Here is a 24,629-nt window from a genome sequence, read left to right as displayed (position 1 = left end):
AGACTGGAGAAGCTAGAAATGAAGAAATCTACAATATGGATACTTGCTGGAATAATGGCATTCGCGTTCTTTGGCTTGTTGTATTTACAAATAATGTATCTCAAGGAATCAATACGTTTAAGGAGCGATCAATTTAATGAAGCTATTAATAGGAGTTTGTCTCAAGTTGCTCGAAATTTGGAACTTGATCAGACAAAGAAGTATATGTATGAAGCTTTTGAAGAAGCCCAGAGGAAACAAACTGCAGCCTATAACAGGTCATTGTCATTAAGAAATCAACTGTCAGAAGAGACTGTAACTCATCAACAGCGGTTTAAAGTGTCAGCTGATGATACGGGCATTATTAATATGGAATACAATGCCTCAAGTACAGTACAAACCAAGCCTAATAGTCAGATATTCCAATCATCCGGTAAAAAAGGAACCAATGCAATATCAAAGACAATTTTTGATATGCAGGATGAACAGAAAAAAAGATTTTTGTATGAAACTGATTTGTTAAATGAGGTTGCTATGCAGATAATAAATACTGCCAGCAATGTTCCGATAGAAGAGAGAATAAACTTCAAAACATTAGAAGCTAGTATTAGAAATGAAATAAAAAGTAATGGTATAGAGTTGCCTTTTCAGTTTGAAGTCGTAGACAAGAACAATAAACCTATCAATGGACAACCATTATTGATAGTTAATAACCGAAAAGACTATTATCCTCAGGCATTATTTCCTAACGATCCGCAAGATAGGGTTACATATTTGAAGGTATATTTTCCTAATAAGGAAAAGTATCTCTTTAGTGAAGTCTCTTTTATATATCCTTCTATCTTATTTACCTTTATATTATTGGTGACATTTATCATCATTATCTATACAACTTTCCGTCAGAAACGTTTGTCGGAAATGAAAAGTGACTTTATGAATAATATGACTCATGAACTTAAAACACCTGTCTCTACTATATCATTAGCCGCTCAGATGCTAAAAGATGGTTCAATAATTAAATCGCCCGAAGTCTTTAAACATATATCGGGTGTTATAAACGATGAGACAGAAAGATTGAGTTTACAAGTAGAGAAAGTCTTACAAATGTCTTTGTTTGAAAAGCAGAAAGCAACATTAAAAATGAAGGAGCTGGATGCTAATGATATTGTAGTTAGTGTAGCAAATACTTTTCAAATAAAGGTTGAAAAATTTGGAGGTAATTTAGATATTGACTTAGAAGCTACAGATTCTACTATAGAAGCTGATAAAATGCATATAACAAATGTGTTGTTTAATTTATTAGACAATGCGGTAAAATATAGAAGAGAAGATATTCCATTAGAATTGATGATACGTACATGGAACAATAATAATAAGTTGTACATTGCAATAGAAGATAATGGAATAGGTATAAAGAAAGAATATGTGAAAAAGATCTTTGAGCGTTTTTATCGTGTTTCAACCGGCAACCGACATGATGTAAAAGGGTTTGGTTTAGGTTTGGCTTACGTGAGAAAAATTGTAGAAGATCACAAAGGAACTATAAAAGCGGAGAGTGAAGTTGGAAAAGGAACCAAGTTTATAATTTGCCTGCCAGTAATGAGGAATAATGAGCAACTCAAATAAATTGTATGTAAATAAGTAAGTTATGGAAGAAAAATTGAAATTATTTTTATGTGAAGATGACGAAAACCTTGGCATGTTGCTGAGAGAGTATCTTCAGGCAAAAGGTTATGATACTGACCTTTACATTGACGGTGAAGTTGGGTACAAAGGATTTGTAAAAGAAAAATACGACCTATGTATTCTGGATGTGATGATGCCTAAGAAAGATGGTATTACATTAGTAAAAGAAATCAGGGCTATAAATACAGAGATTCCGATTATATTTTTGACAGCCAAAAATATGAAGGACGATATTCTCGAAGGCTTCAAAGCTGGCGCTGATGATTATATTACTAAACCATTCAGTATGGAAGAACTTGTTCTTCGCATAGAGGCTATTTTCCGCCGTGTAAAAGGCAAAAGAAATAAAGAACAGCAAGTTTATCAATTTGGTAATATGAGTTTTGATACTCAAAAGCAAATATTGACTATAAATGGAAATAGTACTAAATTGACGACGAAAGAGGCTGAACTATTAGCTCTTTTATGCGCTCATGCAAACGATATATTGGAGAGAAACCATGCCCTGAAACAAATATGGGTGGATGATAACTACTTCAATGCTCGTAGTATGGACGTGTATATCACTAAACTGCGTAAGTTATTGAAACCTGATCCTAGTATCGAAATCATTAACATACACGGTAAAGGTTATAAACTGATTGCCCCTGTAAATGACGAAGAGGGTACTGCTGAATAATAACAGTACGATTATAAAGCTTAGAAAGAGCAGGTGAAAGCCTGCTCTTTTTGTATCTGGCTACTTATTCCACTTGGGAGTCTCAATCCCTAATAGGTGCTTTACAAAGAAATCTCGTCGTTTACGCTCTCCGTAGCTTTCGCCCAATGTATGTCTAGCTCCGGGTAGTATAACAAATTCAAATTCCTTATTATGCTTGATCAATTCATCGGCTACCTGTAATGTACTGGATGGATCGACGTTATTATCCAATTCTCCAAGTATAAGCATCAAGTTTCCTTGAAGCAATTTAGCATTCACAACATTCGAACATTCTTCGTATTCTTTGCCGATAGGATATCCCATCCATTGTTCATTCCACCATATTTTGTCCATACGGTTATCGTGACAGCCACATGATGCTACTCCAACTTTATAAAATTCGGGGTGAAATAATAATGCTCCCATTGTATTTTGTCCGCCAGCCGAACCACCATAAATACCCACATGCTCTATGTCCATTTCAGGATATTTTGTTGCGGCGGCTTTCATCCATGATATACGATCGGGGAATCCCGCATCTTTAAGGTTCTTCCAGCACACATCATGAAATGCTTTAGAACGATTAGCTGTACCCATGCCATCTATCATAACAGTTATAAAGCCCAACTCGGCTAATTCGCTGCAACGGTGGCTTATTGCGAATGATTTAGGTACATGTGAATCGTGTGGACCCGCATAAATATATTCAATGACAGGATACTTCTTATTTGGATCGAAGTTGCTTGGACGAATGATTACCCCCCATATATCTGTTTTACCATCTCGTCCTTTAGCCGAGAATACTTCAGGTATCTTCCAACCTGCTTCAATTGCTTTTGATGCATCCGGCTGTTGTAGAGGCTTAAATATAACTTTACCATCTTCTGTCGACCTTACTACAATAGTAGGAGAGAGGTCTACACGTGAATAGTTATCGACGAAGAAAGAATAATCGGTAGAAAAGGTTACACTATGATTTGCGTTCTCTGGTGTAAGTGACTTGATCTTTCCACTTTCCATATTTAGCAAATAATATTTTTCGAGATATGGATCTTCATCTTTATCCATGCCACAGGCTTTAAATATAAGAGTTCGTTTTGTTTCATCCACCTTGATGACAGACTTAACTACCCATTCACCTTTTGTCAATTGCTTTTTAACTTTACCCGAAGCGATATCATAAAGATAGATATGTCGCCAGCCATCGCGTTCTGATACCCATAGTAACTCATTTCCGTTTTCGAACCAGTATTGATAAAGCATATTATAATAAACAAATGTCGGGCTTTGTTCATCCACAATAGGTCTAACTTTACCTGTCGCAATATCTCCGGAATAGATGACATACTGTTGATGTCCTCGCTTATTAAAGTTAAAAGTGAAAGAGTCACTGTTTTTATTCCATCTTATATTACTCAGGTCAAATTGCTGTTCTACATCGGGTACTGAGAATTCAATAGATTTATTTTCATCTATTAAATGTACTACCGGACGTCTTATAGGGAGTGCATCACCCGGTTTTGGGTAATCATACTCTTCTGTTTTGGGTTGAAGCTGATCTTTAGGCGATGACGATATTATAAGAAGTTTCCGAGTTTCGGCCGGACGGTAACGGCAACATACAACCTTTTTAGAGTCTGGAGACCAATAAATATTGGACGAATAATATTCGTAAACCGAACCGTCGTTACTTATTTTTCTATCTTTTTTAGTGTCGATATCCGTAATCCATAGATTTCCTTCTTGTATATAAGCTTCTTTTTTTCCGTCAGGTGATTTTATTTTATCTTTCTTGTTTTCTTTAAATACACCACCCCAATAGCTTTCATTGCGTGATGTTTGGTTTAGATCTTTGTTTATGGAATAGTCAGTCAGTTTACAATTATATTTCGTTTCATCTACATAAAAATAAATAGAATGCATATTTTTGCAGAATTGCAATGATCTTAATGGTAACTTATATGGGTTAATTTCTTTATTTGTTACATTAGTTAGAGCTAAAGCTAGTTTTTGTTGATTAAAAGCTTGATACACAGTCTTCGTATCGGCATCTATTATAAAGTATTCATTTCCATTGGGAGTTTGTGTAAGATACCAAAAACTATGGGTGTCATTAATGGCTTTTATATCGGACAGACCATTGTAAAATTTGGTAGCATATTTGCCTCTAAACGAATCGGCTCGTCTATATAGGCTATCTATACTTTGTCCGTAGGAATAGATAGACAGGAATAAGAAAAAAAATAACAGTTTTTTCATTATTGTAAATTATTAGAAATAGATTTTTTAAGGCCTTCCTATAAGAAAGTGACAAAAGTAACACATCTGCTAACTATTATTGATTTTCCTTTTTAACAAAAAAGTGACAAAGGTTACATCTTTTTTGTTGATTATCATTGTTACTCTTTCAGTCATTAAATAAAACACGTTTTTATTTGTATAGCAACTGTATAGATAAAGATATATCATAAAAACAAAGGATATGTAGAACAACTTTCATCAATAATTCTACATATCCTTGATATGATTTATGGCCTTACTTTACTTCAAATTCGTAAATACCGGTCGATTCTTCAGCGGGTAGTTGAAATTGCAGACGCACACTTTGGCTTGTTACAGTTTCGAACTCTACCTTATTCAGCACATCTTTTTCTGATTTAGGCTGGGCTTTAGTTTTTACATCTTTCCATTCACCGTTTTGGTCTTTATATTGTACATTCCATGATAGAGGGATACGACATCCACCCCAAGGACCATCATCGTACCAGAATACAGATGCAGTAGAGAATGTTTCGGGTTTATCGAAGTCATATACAATCCACTCTAGCGAATTGTTTTTTGGCCAAAGAGTGAAGAACGGAACATGTCGGTCATTCGAGTTTTTAGGCCAGTAACCATCGTTTACACTGCTCATCGATTTGTTAGGAGATGAAACCGTAACTTTTGCCGATGTGCAGAAGGTCGGTGGTGGCAGTGGGCGAGTCGATTCTACAGTACGTGGAATCCATACAGCCATTTCTCCCGAACCTCGGTTTGCCCATGCGTAATATGGAATAGCAGTCAGATGTTTATTTTCCACTATTACATTATTATTTTTATCTCTCGATGCGCTTTTAGCATTGGCTTCAAGTTTTACTATACCACTCAATTCTTTTGGTTGGTAACTTTCTGAAAAAGTTACATTGTCTTCCAATACAGCATTTAATACACGGTCCTGATTGTCTACCCACTCCAAACAATATACGATCGGTCCACGTTCTATAGCAACCTTACCTCTATCGTCTTCTACTTTCTCGTTTGCCACATCTTTGTGTATATCCATCGGGAACGAGACTTCTATTTTATCACCTTTTTCCCATTTTCGAGAAAGAGCTACATATCCGTCACTTCCTATGGTATAATTAACCTCTTTGCCATTTATCTTAATTTTTACAGTTTCTTTTTTCGGATTCAAATATGTATATAGGTCACTTGGTACTGGTTTGTTTAAAGCCCAACCAGGTATGCGTACTAATATCTCGAATTTTTCAGACTTTGCAGGATTTATATTAATCGCTATATTACCATCCCATGGATAGCCTGTTTTTTGAGACAGGTTTATCTTATTTTTGCCGAGTTCTATATCTGAATCACTTTCTACAAATAGGTTTACGTATATTTTATTATCTTTTTTAGCATATACATATCCGGGTATAGAAGGCATAAAACGACAAACATTACTAGGACAGCAGGCACAGCCAAACCATTCACTACGTCCATGTTGGCCTACCGATTCTAAAGGGTTAGGATAGAAAAAGCGGTTACCTTCTAAGTTAAGCCCCGATATAAGTCCATTGTATAGTGTTCTTTCCAATACATCATAGTATTTGGAGTCTCCGTGCAATAGGAATAATCTGTGATTCCAATACACATTTGCTATGGCAGCACATGTTTCACAATATGCAGACATATTAGGTAGTTCATAGTTTGCTCCGAAAGCTTCGCCATGTCCTGTTGCTCCTATACCTCCTGTGATATATAATTTCTTAGTAACAACATTATCCCAAATTTTATCTATCGCACGCAGATAGGCTTCGTTGCCTGTCAGTGCCGCAACATCGGCCATTCCGGAATACATATAGGCAGCACGTACAGCGTGGCCTACAGCTTCATCTTGCTCTATTACAGGTTTATGTGTTTGGCTATATTCACCACTTTTTCCATGTCCTTTCAGATCGAGGAAATATTTAGCTAAATCTAGATATTCTTTTTTACCTGTAACACGATACATTTTAGCCAGCCCCATTTCTACAATTTGATGACCGGGTTCATAAGCTAATTTCCCAGGACCAAAGTCTTTTACTAAAAGATCTGCACTCTTAATAGCTACATCAAGTAATGTGCGTTTTCCTGTTGCTTGATAGTGTGCTACGGCAGCTTCATAGAGATGTCCGCAATTGTACAATTCGTGACTGAGTTCCGGATCTTTTTCCCAACGTTTTTCACCTACCCATTCGTGTAGATTTCCCGGTTCGCCTGCAGTACGGGCCGTAAAAAGATAACCATCGGGCTCCTGAGCTTTTTGGATATAATAAATGAGTGTATCCATACGGGACTCAAGTTCCTTATTAGGAAACATCTGAATAGAGTAGGAGGCACCTTCTATTATTTTATAGATGTCGGTATCGTCGAAAGTCAGTTGGGTTCCAAAGTAACCGGGCATAAGGCCTCCCGCTTTCTTAAAGTTGTCTACTCGCCCAGTGTTATAACAATGTCCTAATGCAATAGGGATAGTTACATCCTGATTTATTCTGATGCGAGGAGCCCAGAAGCTATCGGAGAATTTAACCGATGTAAAAGCTACCGGCTGAATAGGATAGTCTTTCTTATCTTCGGCACTTATATGTCCCGAATGATTACAGGCATAGGCTGTAGACCAGTATAAGACTATAAAAAGAACAATTAAGCTTAACTTTTTCATAGAGTATTTTATTTTTATCGATTATATAATTCTGTTATTTGTTCCTGCTTTAGAGGTATGTCATAGAATTGAAGTGAATGCAAATAACCTCTAAATTGATGCTCTCCGTCAAATTTAGTACCTAGGGTTAACCTTTCACTTTTTCCAACACGCAGGAATATATCTTTTTCTTTAACGAATATACCATTAATATATATCCGCTCTTTATATCCGTCGAAGGTTACGGCGATATGCTTCCATTCATCACTTGTTTCCATATCTTTTATCCCCATGTCTTCATACCAGCCATGGTGCATCGTGATACCACTTCTATCGCTTGTTCCATACCCGAAAATTATTTTTTCAAGTTCTCCATAAGATTCGTTTATATCTATAATACATTCGTTTTCTTTTGGATATGGTGAAGCTATCCACGCCGAAACACTGTAAGGTGCATTACCCGTCATAGTTTCAGGTAGTCCAAAATCAGATTTAAATTGTTGATACCCATTAAATGCAAATGCTTTTTTACTTTTATGATCTTTTATGGGTACAGCCATTGAAATGGCATTGAATCCTTGTTTCGTATCTCTGTTATTTGTTATTCTGCCCGCCAATTCTCCTATTTGATAATCATTGGCATTGATTTCGAATAATAATCCCCTGCGTTTCGGTACAGCAGTTGCAGCTTGTCTGTTGAATAGCATTTCATTCGCAGGAAAAGGATCTTTCCCTTCAGAAAATACTTTGATATTCCAAACAGCAGGGAACAAACCATTCATTTCGTTACCGCTTATTGTTAAGCGTATATATTTGGCTTTGATATCACCGTGATCTGTCATTGGACTACCTGCTAAGGTATTATTCTGTTTGTCGGAAAATACAGTCCAGTTTTTACCATCAGTTGATGTTTCATACAAATATTGATAAAATGATGTGGCATGTTCAAATTGAGTCCAAATTCTTTTTACAGACTGGGCTTTACCTAAATCTATTTCGATCCATTCTTTTTCAGAGCAGTTTTTTGCTCTCCACAAAGTTGCATTGTTATTATCTACGGCATATTTAGGCTTAAAGTTTTCATCGTAATAAGACGAGGCCTTCACTTTGGCGCCGAATGCAATATCTTTGTATGGATTGGAATCTTTTTGTAGATAACCGATTCCTTTATGACCAGCTTCTATCTTTAGTATTCTTCCGTTTTTATCGAAAATCAACTTGTCGGCAGCTATTTGTCTGAAGAATCCACGAGTAGATTGAGGAATGTTGTGCCTGTGATAGACTATATAATAGTCGTCACCTTCTTTCAGTATACTATGATGTCCGGGTCCATGTATAGTGGTATCTGAGTTTGTTGCCAATATGGGATTATTATCCGCAAATTCGAAAGGTCCCATCGGTCCTATTTTACTTGTCGCATATTGTACCCGATAAGTATGGTCATGGCAAGATCCTGACGAATAAGTCAGATAATAGATATCATTGCGTTTGAATACATAAGGAGCTTCGAAAAATTCAGTTGCTTGCGTGTTTGGTATTAGTGCCGTGTCTACAAGACTTTTCATATCGGCACTCAATTTACCTACACCACAACCATGATCTTTATATATACCCCATGTTCCCCAATATAGGTAAGTAGAGCCATCATCATCGATGAAGCTTTGAGCATCGAGTGTAATCGACATTTTTACATATCTGTCTGGGATTAGTACTGCTTCATCAGCTCCCAAAATATTTTTCCAAGGACCAGTAGGATTGTCAGATACCCCGCAAAATATCTTGCAAGCCTGACTATAATAATGATAATATTTTCCATCGGTACCTTGCATAACATCCGGAGCCCATATTTGATGTGCATCAGGCCAATTCATAGGAGCTATTGTCCAATTGACAAAGTCTTTCGATTTCCAAACCTGAGCCGGACCGACGCCAAGGCCGGTGCCATCTGTAGTGGCATAGATGTAATAAGTGTCTCCAAATTTACGAACAGTAGGATCGGCAAAATAACCGGGGATTATAGGATTACCTGCTCCCGGTGTATTGAATTTTACCTCCTGAGCATACAGGAGTATGGGTAATAACAATACAAATAATATGTAAAGTATTTTTCTTGGCATCTTCATTATATATCAGATCTATTGTCGGTACATAAATATAGTTCTGCTTCCGCGAAATATTGTAACAACAAATTATATATGTCGGGATCGTACGATTTCAGCTTTTCCCGAGTACTGATAGAATTATGTACACCATTAGGTTGATCCGAGCATTTATTGCAGTTGAAAAACGATTGAACTGTTTCCGCAAAATATTCTTCTTTGTTACTAATGGCATATGTGTCTTTCCACAATCCTTTTTCAATGGCTTTCTGACGTAAAGTTTCCAGTTCGTTGTCAAAATTAGGATTAATATTTAAAATACCTACCATATGAATGATATGTGCAAACTCATGTACAAGTATGCTTTCACCTTTATATCTATCACCTGGAAGACAAATAATATTTTCCTCACCGCAACTGGCACTAGAATCATGTTCCGGAGCTCCGCCAAATCCACGTGCCCGTTTATTCCAGTATGCGATATTTTCGGGGGTATCGCAAATCTTTTTGTATTCGGGTATATCACAAACTTCTTCCTTTTCTCCGATAATCATAACTTTACATCCCTTTGCGATCATAGCTTTCTTAACATCTTCCCGTTTCGATAATATCTGATAAATAACTTTACTAGCTCTGATAAGAGCAGAGTCATTTACATTCATCGATGAGACTACAGGTATTCCATTTGCATCAATATATTTTTTATAAAAAGGATCGAGATGTAAAGAATCGGGTACACTTGTTACTTTTGCTTCTTTGCAAGAAAGCTGCCCCTTTTTATCGGAGCAGCTGTAAAGCGAAATTATGAATATGATAGAAAAGAATGTATGTAAAAGTCTAATCTTCATTGTCTATTATTTATCTGTTAACTTTCCATTCGATAACTCCACCTGAATACCCTTTTCGTCCTACATCGACAACTTGAGGCCCGTTTTCATCCGAAGAATCTTTAGCTTTAGGTCTTTGTAGTTGTACAACCATCTTTAATTCGGTGGTAGTTACGGGTTCGAATGTAACTTTATTATATTTATCAAGTTCAGTTCCGTATGGAGATGTATTCTTAACTTCTTTCCACGAATTACCATCTTTATATAATAATTTCCATGATTCAGGAGCTTTGTAAATGACATCGTAATGCTCGAAGGCTAACCAATAGACTTCCACATTGGATACTGTTTTGGGTTTCTTAAACTTGTAACCGATCGATTCTTCAGTTCCGGCCTTGAGCCACCAATAATGGTACGGAGTATTAATATCGGCAGATGATTTTGGCTCGAATTGATCCTTGAAACCCCATCCGTCTACTTGCCATGCCTGAGATGCGATTGTAGGTTCCGGTTTGACAATTGCATATTCAGAAGTCTCGGCAGTCCATACTACCAGTTGACCTTGTCCACGGTTGTTCCATGTGCTATAAGGAATAGCTTTGAATGTAAACGGTTGCTCAATTAGCTTTCCGTTTGTCGAGTCTTTTTCTATAATAGAGGCATTTCCTTCCAAAACCATAACTCCATTAAGGAGATTCTTTTCGAAATGCGAATCTATTTTCGAATCGCGAGGAATAACGATATCAAACAAATAATTATTCTTCTGATCTATGCTTTCCAGTGCATAAACGATAGGGCCACGTTCTATTGATAATAGACCTTCGTCATATTTTACCTCTTTATGAGCTTGTACCCTTCTTATCGGCATATCCATATGTATAGCTATCTTATCACCCGATTTCCATTCGCGTTCTATTACAGCATAACCGCCTCGAATTGCCTTTTTAGCATCTTGTCCATTCACTGATATTTTCACATCGGGGTTTGCTCCATCTACATAGTGGTACAGATCGGAAGGCACAGGTTTATTTTTTGCCCATCCTGGGATACGTAGAAGTATCGTAAATTTATCTTTAACAGAAGGATTCACCTCAATTTCAACATCTCCTTCCCAAGGATATTTTGTCTTTTGAGCTAATTCGATTTCACTATTATCTAGCTTGATTTTAGAATTACCTTCTACAAATAGATTTACATATATATCTTTCTTGTTGACAGCATATACATATCCCGGTACGGATGCCATAAAACGGGTCACGTTGCCCGGACAGCAGGCACAGCCAAACCAAGGTGCTCTTTCGAATCCACCATCTGAGGCCATCGGATTACCATAAAAGAATCTGTCGCCACTCAGAGAAACTCCTGCTATAAGTCCATTGTAAAGAGCCCTTTCAAGAACATCTACATATTTCGATTCTCCTGTAGCAAGGAACATGCGTTGGTTCCAGTATACATTGGCGATGGAAGCACAAGTTTCACAATAATTGTTGAAGTTATTTAGTTCATAATTCGGGCCAAAGCCTTCACCTTGAGCACGCGAACCGATTCCGCCTATAATATAGAGCTTCTTACTAGCCATATTGTCCCAAACACGATCTACAGCATTAAACAGTTCTTTGTCATGTAACATAGAAGCTACATCCGTCACTCCTGAATAAAGATAACCGGCACGCACCGCATGTCCTACTATTTCGTCCTGCTCCAAAATTGGTTTGTGATCCTGACTGTATGGACTAAGTTTATGTCCATCAGTACCTCTTCCGGTTTCATCTACAAAATAACGGGCCATATCCAAATACTTTTTGTCATTTGTGACATTGTATAGTTTTACTAATGCCATTTCGATGATCGGGTGTCCTGATGGTACATGTTTCTGTCCTTCATTTGGACCGAACACTTGACACACTAAATCTGCATTCTTGATAGCAACATCGAGTAAAGATCTTTTTTTTGTTGCCTGATAATGAGCTACTGCAGCTTCGTACAAATGGCCACTGTTATATAATTCGTGACTGTTTATCTTTTCCCAACGGGCACTGCCCCACCAGCCCGACAGGCGAGTACACTTGTTGGTCACACATGTTGTCAGGTAACCGTCTGGTTCTTGTGCCGCAGCTATTAGTGTAATAACACTATCTAGGTATGCATCCAGTTTTGGATCATATTTTACGGCTAAAGAGTAGGAAGCTCCCTCTATAATTTTGTATGGATCGGTGTCATCGAAAGAGAAGTCTCCCTTATGTTCACCCTTAATCAATCCACCTGCTAAAGCAAAATTATCAAATCGCCCATTGATTTCACATTGGTGAAACGCTGACGGAATAGAAACGGTTCTGTTTATTTCCATTCGTGGCAACCAGAATTCATCAGTGAAGTGGACATCTGTAAATGGAACTTCTTTAATTTCGCCGAGTTGAACCTGAGATGGCTCCTCTGTCAATTTGCATGAGAGCATTAATGCTGCCGTGACAATAAATAATGCTAGTTTTTCTTTCATTTATTTTTAGTTTTATTGAATAGTAACATTAAAGATGAATGTTGCTTGTGCCCTTTTACCTTCGTTATTGGTATATATAAATGATTGTTTGATAGTCGTTCTATCTCCTGATTTGTTTTTACCGGGGTATTGTCCTATGTTAAAAACAAAATTAGCTGAATCGTATTCAGAGAAAAATCTGGCTTTATCCCCCCAAGAGCAGACATTTCCACTACCATCAAACCAATGTCCTGGATAATTGGCCGTTGCTGGTGTCGAATCTAATTCTCCACTTGGTTTTATGGCAGAATACTCTATTTCCTTTTTGTCTATCTTACTAGATATTTGATCAGGATAAAGAACAAATGCACCGCATAAGCGATTTATGTCAACTTCGACACTGATATAGTCATAGTCTATAGTTGCAGCAGCCATTGCAACGTCATAAGTTAATGTAATATCTTTAGGATCTGCATTAGGATCAATTGATATTTTGCCATAAAGGTTAGTTGCATTAAATCTCACTTTATATGGCCATTGTTCATCATTACTAGTATCATTGTCCCATTCGTGACGCCAATGTTCGGTAGGAGCTCCACTTACAACAAAACATAGTTTTTTGCATTTATCAGGACAATTGAACGTTACAGTGCCATTATTCTCATCATAGGTGTCACTATATACTGTAGAACCATCTTCTAAAAGAGCAACAAAACCATAGCGCCATCCAGCTTTTTCTACTTTTATAGAGCGATAGCCATTTGCTCCGATAAGCCCTTCGAAATTAGCTGATACAGTGGTACCTCCATCGGGAACATTTAAATTGATTACATTATATCCATAATTTTCGGGACAATTTTCTTCGCTTATTTGCCAGAATCCATCTTCAATTTCTTCCATAGAAGGTTGTGGGCGCGTCAGATAGTTTTTCCCATACTCTCTTATAGATTCTAAATCCCATGTTACCATACGACGTGCGTAGTCGAAGAATTCGTCATTGAATATCTTTTGATTGACTCCGGTTATGCGCTGATAAGCTTCTATAGGATCTTCCGGGTATTGTGACTGACGCCATATCTTTGATATTATTTCAAGTCCATGTTTATCGACCCAGTAATCGTGTATGAAATAGTTTGAATAGCGTGGAGTTTCGTGTAATACATTTAAATTACAATATTTTAGATACTCGTTAAAATAACTGCTTGTAAATTGTTCTTGTTTATAAATCTTAAATGATTGCCATTGAGCTGTTTGCTCCCAAAAAGGATTTCCTCCAGCTCCATCTATTCCAAATCCATAACGAAAGCCCGATTTTTTTGCGGCATCATCAGCATAAACCTGATATTGAAAGCTGTGTCCTACTTCGTGAGCCATAGTTTCATTTACAGGCTGTGCTGCAGGAATATTTATCCATAAGGCACCTATCTCATCATCATAGCCAGAGCCTGTTGCTAACCATTCCGTGTCATAATTTAAAAAGATCATCATCTTATATTTATCTGTTTTGGATTGACCAGGGGTGATAAACTTCATTTTATTTGTATATACATCATAGAAGCTTTCTACTTTGGCTAGTAAATCATTAATGTTTACAGCATATTGAGGTTTTGCATAGGTTGGGTCATCTCCGAATTTTTCTTCCCAGAAGCAAATGAAGTTTTCACTTTGTCGACTCCGCTTATAGCTCCATTTACTATTATCATCATCGAAGTTATTATCTTTTAGGTCAATAGGAATATATATCTTTTTATCGCCATATACGTTCTGATCGCCATATACATGTTTTTTCGTGAAATCATCATAATCAGTACAGCCGATATTAAATATGATAAACCAGCTTGAAAGCAGATATATTAAATATTTTTTCATAATTGATTCTTATTTGTTGTAACATTCTTAATAACCAGGATTTTGCTTAAGTTTTAGGTTAGAATTGAGAAAATCCTGATGAATAGGGAATATATTTTTATGGACATCATTAGGGTCAGCCTGTGCATCTTTACAGAACCATGATTTACCCAGATATACATTAGAATTTTTACTTGTCATACGAAAACGTATCAAGTCTTGACGACGATGGTGCTCTCCGACAAATTCCCACGCAAGATCATCCAATAATCCGCCAAATTGAATATCTTCTCCCCCTTCATGAGTGATTATCCAGTTATCAGGTTTCCCTGCTTCAGCTGTATTTTCCTGATGTCCATAAGCATACACGCTTCCAGCTTTCAGATTAGCTACAGTACGTGTGGCTTTTGTCGGATTCGTATTATTAAAGGCCCTTTGACGAATCATCGTTACTATGTCGGCCGCTGTTTGTTCCGATTCACCGTTATAACCGCCTAAACGTAATAAACATTCAGCTTTAATCATATAAGCATCAGTAAGACGGAAGAACGGAACATCATCTCCATAAGTACCATTCTCGCCTGCTACTATTTCATACTTTTGAAAACGAGCTCCTTCCATCTGATATGCTCCTGGATTGTCTATACTATGTACAGATTGAGTATAATTGAGAGTTGTTCCATCGACCATGATAGTATTCCCCGAGCGATCTTTTTGTACTCCCATCAGCCATGTATCAGTAAAGCGAGTGTCATCCGAATCATATGTATCAATAAATTGGGGTACAGCACAGCTTCCATTCCAAGGAGCAGCTTTAAGTCCGAATGTTTCTTTACTTCCTCCATGTAGACATTTATTTGACAGATAATTACCTGACCCGTATTTAAAGTCGTATACTATAGCATAAATAATTTCAGAACATGTCGATCCGTCTTCTTTGAAAGGTTCCTTATATGATCCTGATAGAGTGTATTTACCACTCTTTATAACCTCATCAACCTCATTATATGCTTTTTCGTAATATGAATTGTCTGTTATTCCAAACCATGCATTATGATTAAGATACATTTTTGCGAGAAGCATGCATGCTGCATAGTAATTAAATTGTCCATATCCAGGACTTTCTCCTTTTAAAATTTCTTTAATATCTTCTACCTCAGAAATAATAAAATCAAATGCTTCTTGTGGTGAAGCTTGTTCTGGCAGATAGCCATCAGGCTGAGTAAAGGCGGTTTCTATAGGTATATTACGGAAGTTGTCAAATAAGAGATAGTACATTAAAGCTCTAACTCCACGAAGTTCGGCCATTGCGATTGGTGAATTTTTAATAAGATCTCGTTCTAATAATTGATTACAACTGTTTATAGTAGCATATCCTTGTTGCCATAGAGTATAGAAATGCCCTGTATAACTTGTGTATGTATGCTTATGCATAGTAACATATAAATCACCCCATCCCACTCCAATGCGAGAAGGTGTCATGATTAGGTCGGAAGATTCTTCATATATATCGAATACCCCGTTCCATCCCCAATATGTCCAACGAAGGTTTTGATAAACAGGTCCAAACATAGCTTGAATGTCATCGTCTGAGAACTCATAATTTCCATTTCCCGGAAGTTCGGAGTATAATTTCTCATCAAGGTTTGTACAAGAACTTAATATTAATAAGCTTCCAGTAGCAGCTAAAAATATATTTTTAAGATTAATTGATCTCATAATCTATTATTTATTAGAATATTAGGTTTAGTCCAAAAGTGAAAGAACGAATTGTTGGATATTTGTCACGATCGTCAGTACCGGCAGATTTGAAATTGCCGGAATTTAGTTCAGGGTCAAGCCCTTTATATCCTGTTATACAAAATAGATTTTCTCCGGTAATAAATACTCTACAATTACTTACAGGAACTGATTTGGGTAAATTAAGTGTATACCCAAGTGTAAGATTACTTAGTTTCAGGTAATTTCCATTTTCTAAATAATAACTTACAAATGTTTGCGTCAGAGAGTTTGATAGAGGTCTAACGCCATACACATCATCGCCTGCCGAACGTAATCTATTATAAGCAATAGAGTTATTTTGATAGAACATACGTTGGGTATTCAATATCTTATGTCCTAACTGAGACGTAAATAACATATTTAAATCAAGATTTTTATAACGGAAAGTATTTGTCCAGCCAAGTGTTACTTTAGGTAATCCACTTCCCAGATATTGGCGATAATTTTCATCAGCTTTTATATCGTCATTAAATTTCACAGCTTCTCCTGTTTTGGGGTCTTCGATCATCCAGAATCCATCATCACTAAGACCTACAGATTTCATTCCCCAAAACTCACCGAAAGACATACCAAGTTCTACTTTATGTGTTGGCAATGATATAGGGTCTGTAGCATACGCTGTTAGAAGGTAATTTTCAGTTTCATATAAGTCATTCGATAAACTGATAAGTTTATTCTTATTGTTTGATGCTGTAATTGTTGTATTCCATTCAAAATTCTTATTACGAACAGGTACCCCATTCAACATGATTTCAATTCCTTTATTTTCCATTTCTCCTACGTTTGCAAGTGTTTGTCCGTATAGATTTGGAGGAACAGGGACATTATACCAATATAGTAAATCGGAGGTTTTCTTTGTATAATAATCGATAGTTCCACCAAAACGATTATTGAGCAGACTAAAATCTAGTCCAATATTGTACTCTTTGGATTTTTCCCATTTTAGGTTAGGGTTTGAGTTCGAAACAGCTCCTAATCCCTTGAGCCATTCTGTTCCATTGTAATAATTACCCTTACTATATGAATAACGGAGTATTGATTGATAAGGGTCGTTAGGAATAACTCCGGTCACACCATATCCGGCACGCAACTTTAGATTATTTAGCCAAGAGAAATCTTTCATAAACTTCTCATTATTGATATTCCAACCTAAAGATATAGAAGGGAAATTACCCCATTTATGGTTATCCCCAAATTTAGAAGAACCTTCATGTCGTATACTTAGCAGGACATTATATCTATCATCAAAACCATAGCTTACACGACTGAAAAAACCAACTAATTTACTTTCGCTTTTGCTGCTGCCCATTCCGGCAAGACCCTTGTTTAGAGCAGTACCGGCTCCAAGATTATTGTATTCGAAATAGTCGGTAGGAAATCCATAATTGGAAGCGGAGAAACTTTCACTTGTCGATTTTTGATAACTATATCCAACCATAATTGACATACGATGTTTGTCAAAGACATTATCATATTTTGAGGTGATTTCTGCCAGATCAGTTTTATTTTCATAAGATGATCTATATGCTTCTCCTATACGATTGTTCGTTTCTGCTGTGTAAAATTTGCTGGTTGTGTACGATTTATCATTTGAAAAACTAGTGTGAGATGCTAGCATAAGATTTGTTTTCCAACCTTTGATAGGTTCAAGTGTTATATTACCCGTCATACGAGTCCATTCACTTCTGTTTGTTCCTGTTTTTTCATTTAGTATGGCGACTGGGTTATAATACTGTAGGACAGAAAAATCCTCTCTGTAGCTTCCATCGTTGTCATATACAGGTGCGGTCGGGTTTCGAATCATCGCTTGTCTATATGCATAAGCGGGATCAGCAATGTCGTGATTATGTATACCCTTTACGAGATTAAGATTGACTTTTATTAAGTCTTTCAGAAAATATTGGCTTAGGTCAAATGTCATTTTTAGTTCATTATTTCCAGTATTCTTAATCATTCCGTCTTCTTCTCGATAAGAAACTGTTGCAGCATAAGTCGTGCTTTGAGTACCTCCATTTATACTTAAGCTATGATTTTGTGTATAGCCGTTTTGTGAGATTCCTTTCAACCAGTCAGTGTCTGATCCTAAATCTTTGAATGTAGTTTTACCTGCGCGGATATCTTCCGGTGTCATGAAATCGGCTTTTTTGTAATATGAAGAAGAGGTAACATATCCCGAATAGTTAACAACTGACTTTGTATCGCGCTTTCCTGACCTCGTTGTAATGATTATAACACCACCGGCACCCCTTGTTCCATAGATAGCAGCTGCAGATGCATCCTTCAATACATCGATTGATGCAATATTTTCTGGGGCAACAGTTGACATATCTCCTGGGTTTCCGTCTATAAGTACTAATGGATTTTGATTTCCATCTATAGATATCATTCCGCGCAGATTTATACTTGATGAAGCATTAGGATCTCCAGATGCTTTAGTTATGGTAAGACCTGCAATTTTGCCTTTCACTAGTTGTGATGCATCTTGTATATTACCAGCAAGAAAGTCTTCGGCTTTAACGCTGGCAATAGCACTCGTAACATCTCCCTTTCGTTGTGTTCCATAACCAATAACTACAACCTCATCTAGTATTTTAGTATCTTCGTTGAGGATTATATAAAGATCTTTTTTTCCGTTTAAGCTGATTTCCTGTTTTTCATATCCGACATATGTAATCATTAATGTTACATTTAGATTTGAAACTGAGATAGAAAACTTACCATCTATATCTGTTGTTGTTCCATTGGTTGTTCCCTTTTCTACTATGGATACTCCTATAAGAGCATCACCATTTTCATCTAAAACAGTACCTGTTACAGTTGTTTTGGATTGTTGCATTTCTTTACTATTTTCGGCGACCGATGTCTGAGGATAGGTCAGGCCACCTAACATGATGCATGCCAATAACAGGCAACATGCTGTTTTGTGTTTGATTTTTAGAAGGTTTGTTCTCATCTTTAGATTTAATTAGTTTCGAATTAATAAACTACTAACCGTTTGTTTAATGTGTCTCCATTGTTTGTTCCTTTATCTAGGCTTTCATTGTATGTTATATTCCAGAGTATAATCGTTGGTCTTATGATTCAAATTTCACGTATAATAAGATTTAGATTTAAGGTGATTTTTATTGAATAAGAGAAAAGAGGTATCTCTTATTACAAAGGACGTGGAAATTATATCTGACATATACAATAATTCTCTAAAACAATGAGAATTTTATCCAAATTATTTTTTTATATATTTTGTTTGTTTTATGGTAAGTATCTTGTATATAGATTGTTATATATTGTGTTGGAGTTTATTGTTATCTTTTTAGAGTTTTGTGTTATCGGAAAAAGTGCGATATTTACACTTAAAATCTATATGCTATATGAAAACACAAAGAGTACGTCTATTCCTATTCGTAGTATATTTTTTTATTTTATCGTCTCAATTGTTTGGTATAGAGCTTAATTTTAAGTATTACATGGTTGAGAACGGATTGTCATCGAATACTGTATATACTATAATTCAAGATTCGAAAGGCTATATATGGATTGGAACAGAGGATGGTTTAAACCGTTTTGATGGTTATAGTTTTCGTTCATTTAGGAATACCCCCCGAGATAGTACTTCTATTATAAATAACTATATATACGCTCTTTATGAAGATATTAATGGTCAGTTGTGGGTAGGAACAGAAACCGGTATCTCAATTTATGATTCTCGTAACAATCAATTCCATTATTTTAATAAAAAGACGAAAAATAATATCCTGCTTAATGATAAAATACAGAACATTATTGCTGATGAAAATGAAAACATGTGGATAAGTTCATTCAGGCAAGGGGTATTTTTCTATGATAAGGAACTGGACCTTCTTAAAATGCATTCTTTCGAGAAATATATAGATAATAGACAAGAGCCTATTTATACAACTTGTATTTATAAAGATCGGAACGGTACTATATGGGCGTTAGCTAACAACACACGTTATCAGCTTTATAAGTACAATAAACAAACGGATGATTTTGTTCCGGCTTTTCCGGAGGTATCTTCCGAGATGCTGAAGAAACTGGGAGGGTATAGCATGCTTGAAGATACATTTGGTACTTTGTGGATTGGTACATGGACTAATGGCTTACTAGAAGTAGATAAAAAGGAAGGGGTTAAACGAAGTTATTTAAACACTGAGAATGTAGATAAAATATTGCATATCCACTCTATGATGGAATATGAGCCGGGAATGCTGCTTATAGGTTCGAATGATGGTCTGACATCATTTAATGTATCGTCCGTAATCGGTAATAGGAGAGATGCACATATAAAAGAACCCTTACTGTCTAATCGTTTTGTATATCCGATATTTAAAGATCGGGAAGGCGGACTCTGGATTGGTACATATTATGGTGGAATAAATTATGCTTCTCCAAATAGAAACTATTTTACAAGTTATACTCATAATAAACATGAGAATTCTATAAGCGGCAATGTTGTCAGTACATTCTGTGAAGATAAATCAGGAAATTTATGGATAGGTACAGATGAGGGTGGTTTAAACTTTTTTAATACTAAGACGGAACAGTTTACTGTATACAAGCCGGATAAAACAAAGAATAGCCTCTCATTCCATAATGTACATGCCTTATGTATAGATGGTAATGAATTATGGATAGGGACATACACAGGAGGACTGAATGTAATGGACCTGACGACCAAGAGGTTTCGATATTATTATAATAATCCTTCCGATGAAACTACATTAGATGCTAATAATATATATGCTCTTTATAAGGATTCGTATGAAAACATATGGATTGGCACTACTACAGGTATAAATATTTATGATCGTAAAACAGATAGCTTTCGCCGTTTAAAGAAACTCAATACGCTGGTTATAGATATACTTCAGGTTGGTAATAGAGTTTGGTTCGCAACGATAGGTGATGGTTTGCATTCCTATAATCTGGATACAGAGGAATGGGATGTATATAGATTCGATCCTAACAATAACTCCTCTCTTATTAGCAATGATGTTATCTGCCTTTGTCTTGATGATACCAATCATTTTTGGATAGGAACCAATAGTGGATTATGCAGTTTCGATTTCAATTCAAAATCTTTTATCCAAAACTCGGTAGACTTTCAGAGTAATGCTATCAGTAGTATATTTTCAGATAATGGGATTTTATGGATAGCTACCACCAAAGGACTTGTAAGTTTCGATCCTCAAAAAAATAAATATCGAACTTTCACCAAAGATGATGGTTTGTTGAGCAATCAGTTCACTGGTAAATCGGGTTTGAAAACGTCTTCTGGTAAAATTTATTTAGGAACAGCAAACGGATTTAATGCGTTTTACCCCAAGCAAATTATAATTAACAGACATATTCCGCAAATAGAGATAACAGACTTTCAATTGTTCAATAAGTCTGTTAATATACATGACTACATGTCATATAACAACGACAGTATTCTTCAGGTAACCTTGCCATATAATAAGAATGGGTTTAGCTTCGAATATACTGCACTAAGTTATTTTGCCCCTGAAAAGAATGAATATGCTTTTATTCTTGAGGGTTTTGATAAGCATTGGAATTATGTGGGGAAAGAACGTAAGGCCGCATACACCAATATACCTCCCGGTGAATATTACTTTAAGGTGAGAGCCTCTAATAATGATGGGATTTGGAATACTGATGGTTTGACTATTAAACTGGTCGTAACTCCGCCGTTTTGGTGGAACAAGTGGTCGATAAGCTTTTATATTATATTGATTATCGGTGTTTTGATTGCTCTTCTATACTACATGCGCAAAAGAGATGAAAAACGAAATAAAGAAAGGATAGAGAAAATAAAGAATGAACAGGAGAAAGAGGCATATGATTCAAAGATAAATTTCTTTACGACAATAGCTCATGAAATACGCACACCGGTAAGTCTGATTATTGGTCCTTTAGAACAAATAATAAAAACAGCCCGATCTCTTCCTGAAGAAATAAAAGGAGACCTGAATATTATAGATCGTAATAGCCAGAGACTTCTTAATCTGGTAAATCAATTACTTGATTTCAGAAAGATCGAAAAGGAAGCTATCCAGATATCGCTATTCAATCAGAACGTACATGAGTTTCTACAAAACATGTACGACCGTTTTAAACCTTTTATGGATCATAAGCAGATTAACTTTGTGTATACATATGATAGTGTGGACTTTTGTACTGGAATTGATGTGGAAAATTTAACAAAGGTTGTAAGCAACTTACTAAATAATGCTTCCAAGTATACAAAAGATTCTGTCGAACTTATACTTCGTACCAAGATAGATCGTGGTCTGTATGAGATTTGTGTTAAGGATAATGGTCCGGGCATATCTGAAAGCGAACAGGAGAGAATCTTCAAGCCATTCTATCAAATATCAGGAGTGCATAAATCAGGTACAGGCTTAGGCTTGTATTTAGTAAAATCAATAATAGATGCTAACGATGGCAAAATAAAGATCGACAGTGAACCTGAAAAAGGTTTATCCTTTTCTGTCTTTTTACCGGTCATACGGCAATGTCCTATCCAAGTTGCTCCTATAGAGATTGATGAAACAGAGCAGGATTTAATGACTTCATTCGATGTAGACAATGAGGAACTATTTATAGATGAGGATAAACAGGTTGTATTGATTGTAGAAGATAATGCCGATATGAGGGAATTTATTGCTAAGAACCTAAAGTTGTCTTATACTATTCTTTTAGCAAAAGATGGACAGGAGGGGATCTGTCTATTAGAAAAGGAAGAAGTAGATCTTGTGATAAGTGATATTATGATGCCTAATATGAATGGTATAGAGTTTTGTAATGCAATAAAAAAGAATATATTATGGAGTCATATACCCATAATAATGCTGACGGCTAAAACGAATATTACATCAAAGATTGAAGCTTTAGAGATTGGTGCTGATGCTTATATCGAAAAACCATTCTCTATAGATTATCTTTTTGCTCAGATAAAGAATCTTTTAAAATCAAGAGAGGTTCTGATGAAGAAATTTGCTGAGGCACCTTTTTCTTCATTGAAAAGTATTGCAGGAAACAGTGCCGATGCCGAATTCCTGGCAAAGGTAAACGATGTGATAGAGAATAACCTGTCTAATGTAGATTTTACTATAGAGCAGTTAGCAGATGAATTACATATAAGTAGTTCAGGCTTATTTGCTAAAATAAAAAATGTATCGGCTGTTACTCCTAACAAATTATTATTACTGATGAGGCTTAAGAAGGCGGCAGAATTACTCTATGAAAATAAATATAGAGTAAATGAGGTCTGCTATATGGTTGGCTTTAATAATCCTTCCTATTTTGCCAAATGCTTTCAGAAGCAATACGGAGTTTTACCTTCCGATTTTATAGAAAAGAAGAAGGCTAGTCAATAGTCTTCTTTCTAAAATATTTTGTGAGGTATTCATTAAATATGATGCCAAACACAATAAGGAACAAACCTAAGTAAGTCGTCACATAAATCTGCTCTCCAAGTATCATATGGATAAGGAAGAGTGATATGAATGGAGATAAGTAACACATCTGGTTTACTAAGACCGGATTATTAGTCTTCCGGATTGCCATTCCAAAGAATATAAATGGGATACCCATTTCGAATGCACCTACATAGATACTGGATAGTATTCCCGGGATTGAATTAAGATTTACTCCTACAAACAAGGCTATTATAAAAAGATATCCAGATCCGAAAAGGAAGCTGAGGAATAAGGCAACAATTCCGTCTACCTTTTTATTCTGATTGTTGACAATCCAATAAGTAGCCCACAAAAAGGCACTGAGAAATGCCAACAATAGGCCCACCAAAGGCAGACTCTGTCCACTAATACCTCCCGATCCCAAGGATATGATAGCTACTCCACCCAAAGATAATACCATACCGATATATTTAAGCTTAGGTATAGGCTGACGTGCGATTATAGCCAATAAAACCAATAAGACAATTGGCCACGCATAATTGATAGGTTGAGCCACTTGTGCCGGTAACAGAGCATACGATTTGAATAAGACCAGATAATAGGCTACAGGATTGAGTAACCCTACAAGTGCAAACCATCCCCATTGCTTTGGTGGGAGTTTCTTTAAATCTGTCCACTTTTTCAATATTGTCATTACAATACAGAATATGAAAAGAGCTGTAAAACTGGCAATCAGGAGCATCTCGAAATGGGACAGATACTTCAAAGCCATCTTAAACATCGTAGCTACTGTCGACCAGCTTATTACAGCTATTCCACCGTATATAAGAGCTTTGTTGCTATCTTGCATC

At 36.2% G+C, this 24,629-nt stretch carries 12 protein-coding genes; 3 read left to right on the top strand and 9 right to left on the bottom strand.

Annotated elements, in window-relative coordinates:
- The first annotated feature begins 18 nt into the window (after window positions 1-18).
- Together JGH11_RS04475 and JGH11_RS04470 are read left to right on the top strand one after the other, a co-directional pair.
- Window positions 19-1,605: a cell wall metabolism sensor histidine kinase WalK gene (locus tag JGH11_RS04475; protein ID WP_201110368.1), complete on the top strand. Its 1,587-nt coding sequence runs from the start codon at window positions 19-21 to the stop codon at window positions 1,603-1,605.
- Window positions 1,606-1,627: 22 nt separating this feature from the next.
- Window positions 1,628-2,344 (top strand): response regulator transcription factor, encoded by a 717-nt coding sequence (locus tag JGH11_RS04470; RefSeq protein ID WP_201110367.1) that lies wholly within the window; start codon window positions 1,628-1,630, stop codon window positions 2,342-2,344.
- Window positions 2,345-2,404: 60 nt separating this feature from the next.
- On the opposite strand, the gene JGH11_RS04465 is transcribed toward JGH11_RS04470, so the two are convergent.
- The 8 genes from JGH11_RS04465 to JGH11_RS04430 form a co-directional block, all read right to left on the bottom strand.
- Window positions 2,405-4,624, bottom strand: a complete 2,220-nt coding sequence (locus JGH11_RS04465; RefSeq protein WP_201110366.1) for a S9 family peptidase — start codon at window positions 4,622-4,624, stop codon at window positions 2,405-2,407.
- Between the two features lie 277 nt (window positions 4,625-4,901).
- Window positions 4,902-7,325, bottom strand: a complete 2,424-nt coding sequence (locus tag JGH11_RS04460; protein ID WP_201110365.1) for a beta-L-arabinofuranosidase domain-containing protein — start codon at window positions 7,323-7,325, stop codon at window positions 4,902-4,904.
- A gap of 14 nt (window positions 7,326-7,339) precedes the next feature.
- Window positions 7,340-9,421 (bottom strand): family 43 glycosylhydrolase, encoded by a 2,082-nt coding sequence (locus JGH11_RS04455; RefSeq protein WP_201110364.1) that lies wholly within the window; start codon window positions 9,419-9,421, stop codon window positions 7,340-7,342.
- A gap of 5 nt (window positions 9,422-9,426) precedes the next feature.
- Window positions 9,427-10,251: a hypothetical protein gene (locus JGH11_RS04450; RefSeq protein WP_201110363.1), complete on the bottom strand. Its 825-nt coding sequence runs from the start codon at window positions 10,249-10,251 to the stop codon at window positions 9,427-9,429.
- A gap of 10 nt (window positions 10,252-10,261) precedes the next feature.
- The gene (locus JGH11_RS04445) at window positions 10,262-12,727 is read right to left on the bottom strand and encodes a glycoside hydrolase family 127 protein (protein ID WP_201110362.1); all 2,466 of its coding nucleotides are present in this window, start codon (window positions 12,725-12,727) and stop codon (window positions 10,262-10,264) included.
- Between the two features lie 12 nt (window positions 12,728-12,739).
- Window positions 12,740-14,575 (bottom strand): DUF4859 domain-containing protein, encoded by a 1,836-nt coding sequence (locus JGH11_RS04440; RefSeq protein WP_201110361.1) that lies wholly within the window; start codon window positions 14,573-14,575, stop codon window positions 12,740-12,742.
- A gap of 27 nt (window positions 14,576-14,602) precedes the next feature.
- Complete coding sequence (locus tag JGH11_RS04435) at window positions 14,603-16,273, bottom strand: RagB/SusD family nutrient uptake outer membrane protein (RefSeq protein WP_201110360.1); 1,671 nt, start codon at window positions 16,271-16,273, stop codon at window positions 14,603-14,605.
- Window positions 16,274-16,286: 13 nt separating this feature from the next.
- Window positions 16,287-19,289 carry a TonB-dependent receptor gene (locus JGH11_RS04430; protein ID WP_201110359.1) on the bottom strand — a complete coding sequence of 1,001 codons (3,003 nt, stop codon included), beginning with the start codon at window positions 19,287-19,289 and terminating at the stop codon, window positions 16,287-16,289.
- 415 nt (window positions 19,290-19,704) lie between these two features.
- On the opposite strand from JGH11_RS04430, the gene JGH11_RS04425 reads away from it, so the two are divergent.
- Window positions 19,705-23,736 (top strand): two-component regulator propeller domain-containing protein, encoded by a 4,032-nt coding sequence (locus JGH11_RS04425; RefSeq protein ID WP_201110358.1) that lies wholly within the window; start codon window positions 19,705-19,707, stop codon window positions 23,734-23,736.
- On the opposite strand, the gene JGH11_RS04420 is transcribed toward JGH11_RS04425, so the two are convergent.
- Window positions 23,726-24,628, bottom strand: coding sequence for a DMT family transporter (locus JGH11_RS04420; protein ID WP_201110357.1), 903 nt, complete (start codon window positions 24,626-24,628; stop codon window positions 23,726-23,728). The two genes, JGH11_RS04425 and JGH11_RS04420, sit on opposite strands and share 11 nt — an antisense overlap.
- Window position 24,629 lies beyond the last annotated feature (1 nt).

Source organism: Dysgonomonas sp. Marseille-P4677, assembly GCF_016652235.1.
GTDB lineage: Bacteria > Bacteroidota > Bacteroidia > Bacteroidales > Dysgonomonadaceae > Dysgonomonas.
This window is presented reverse-complemented; position numbering and strand designations above follow the sequence as displayed.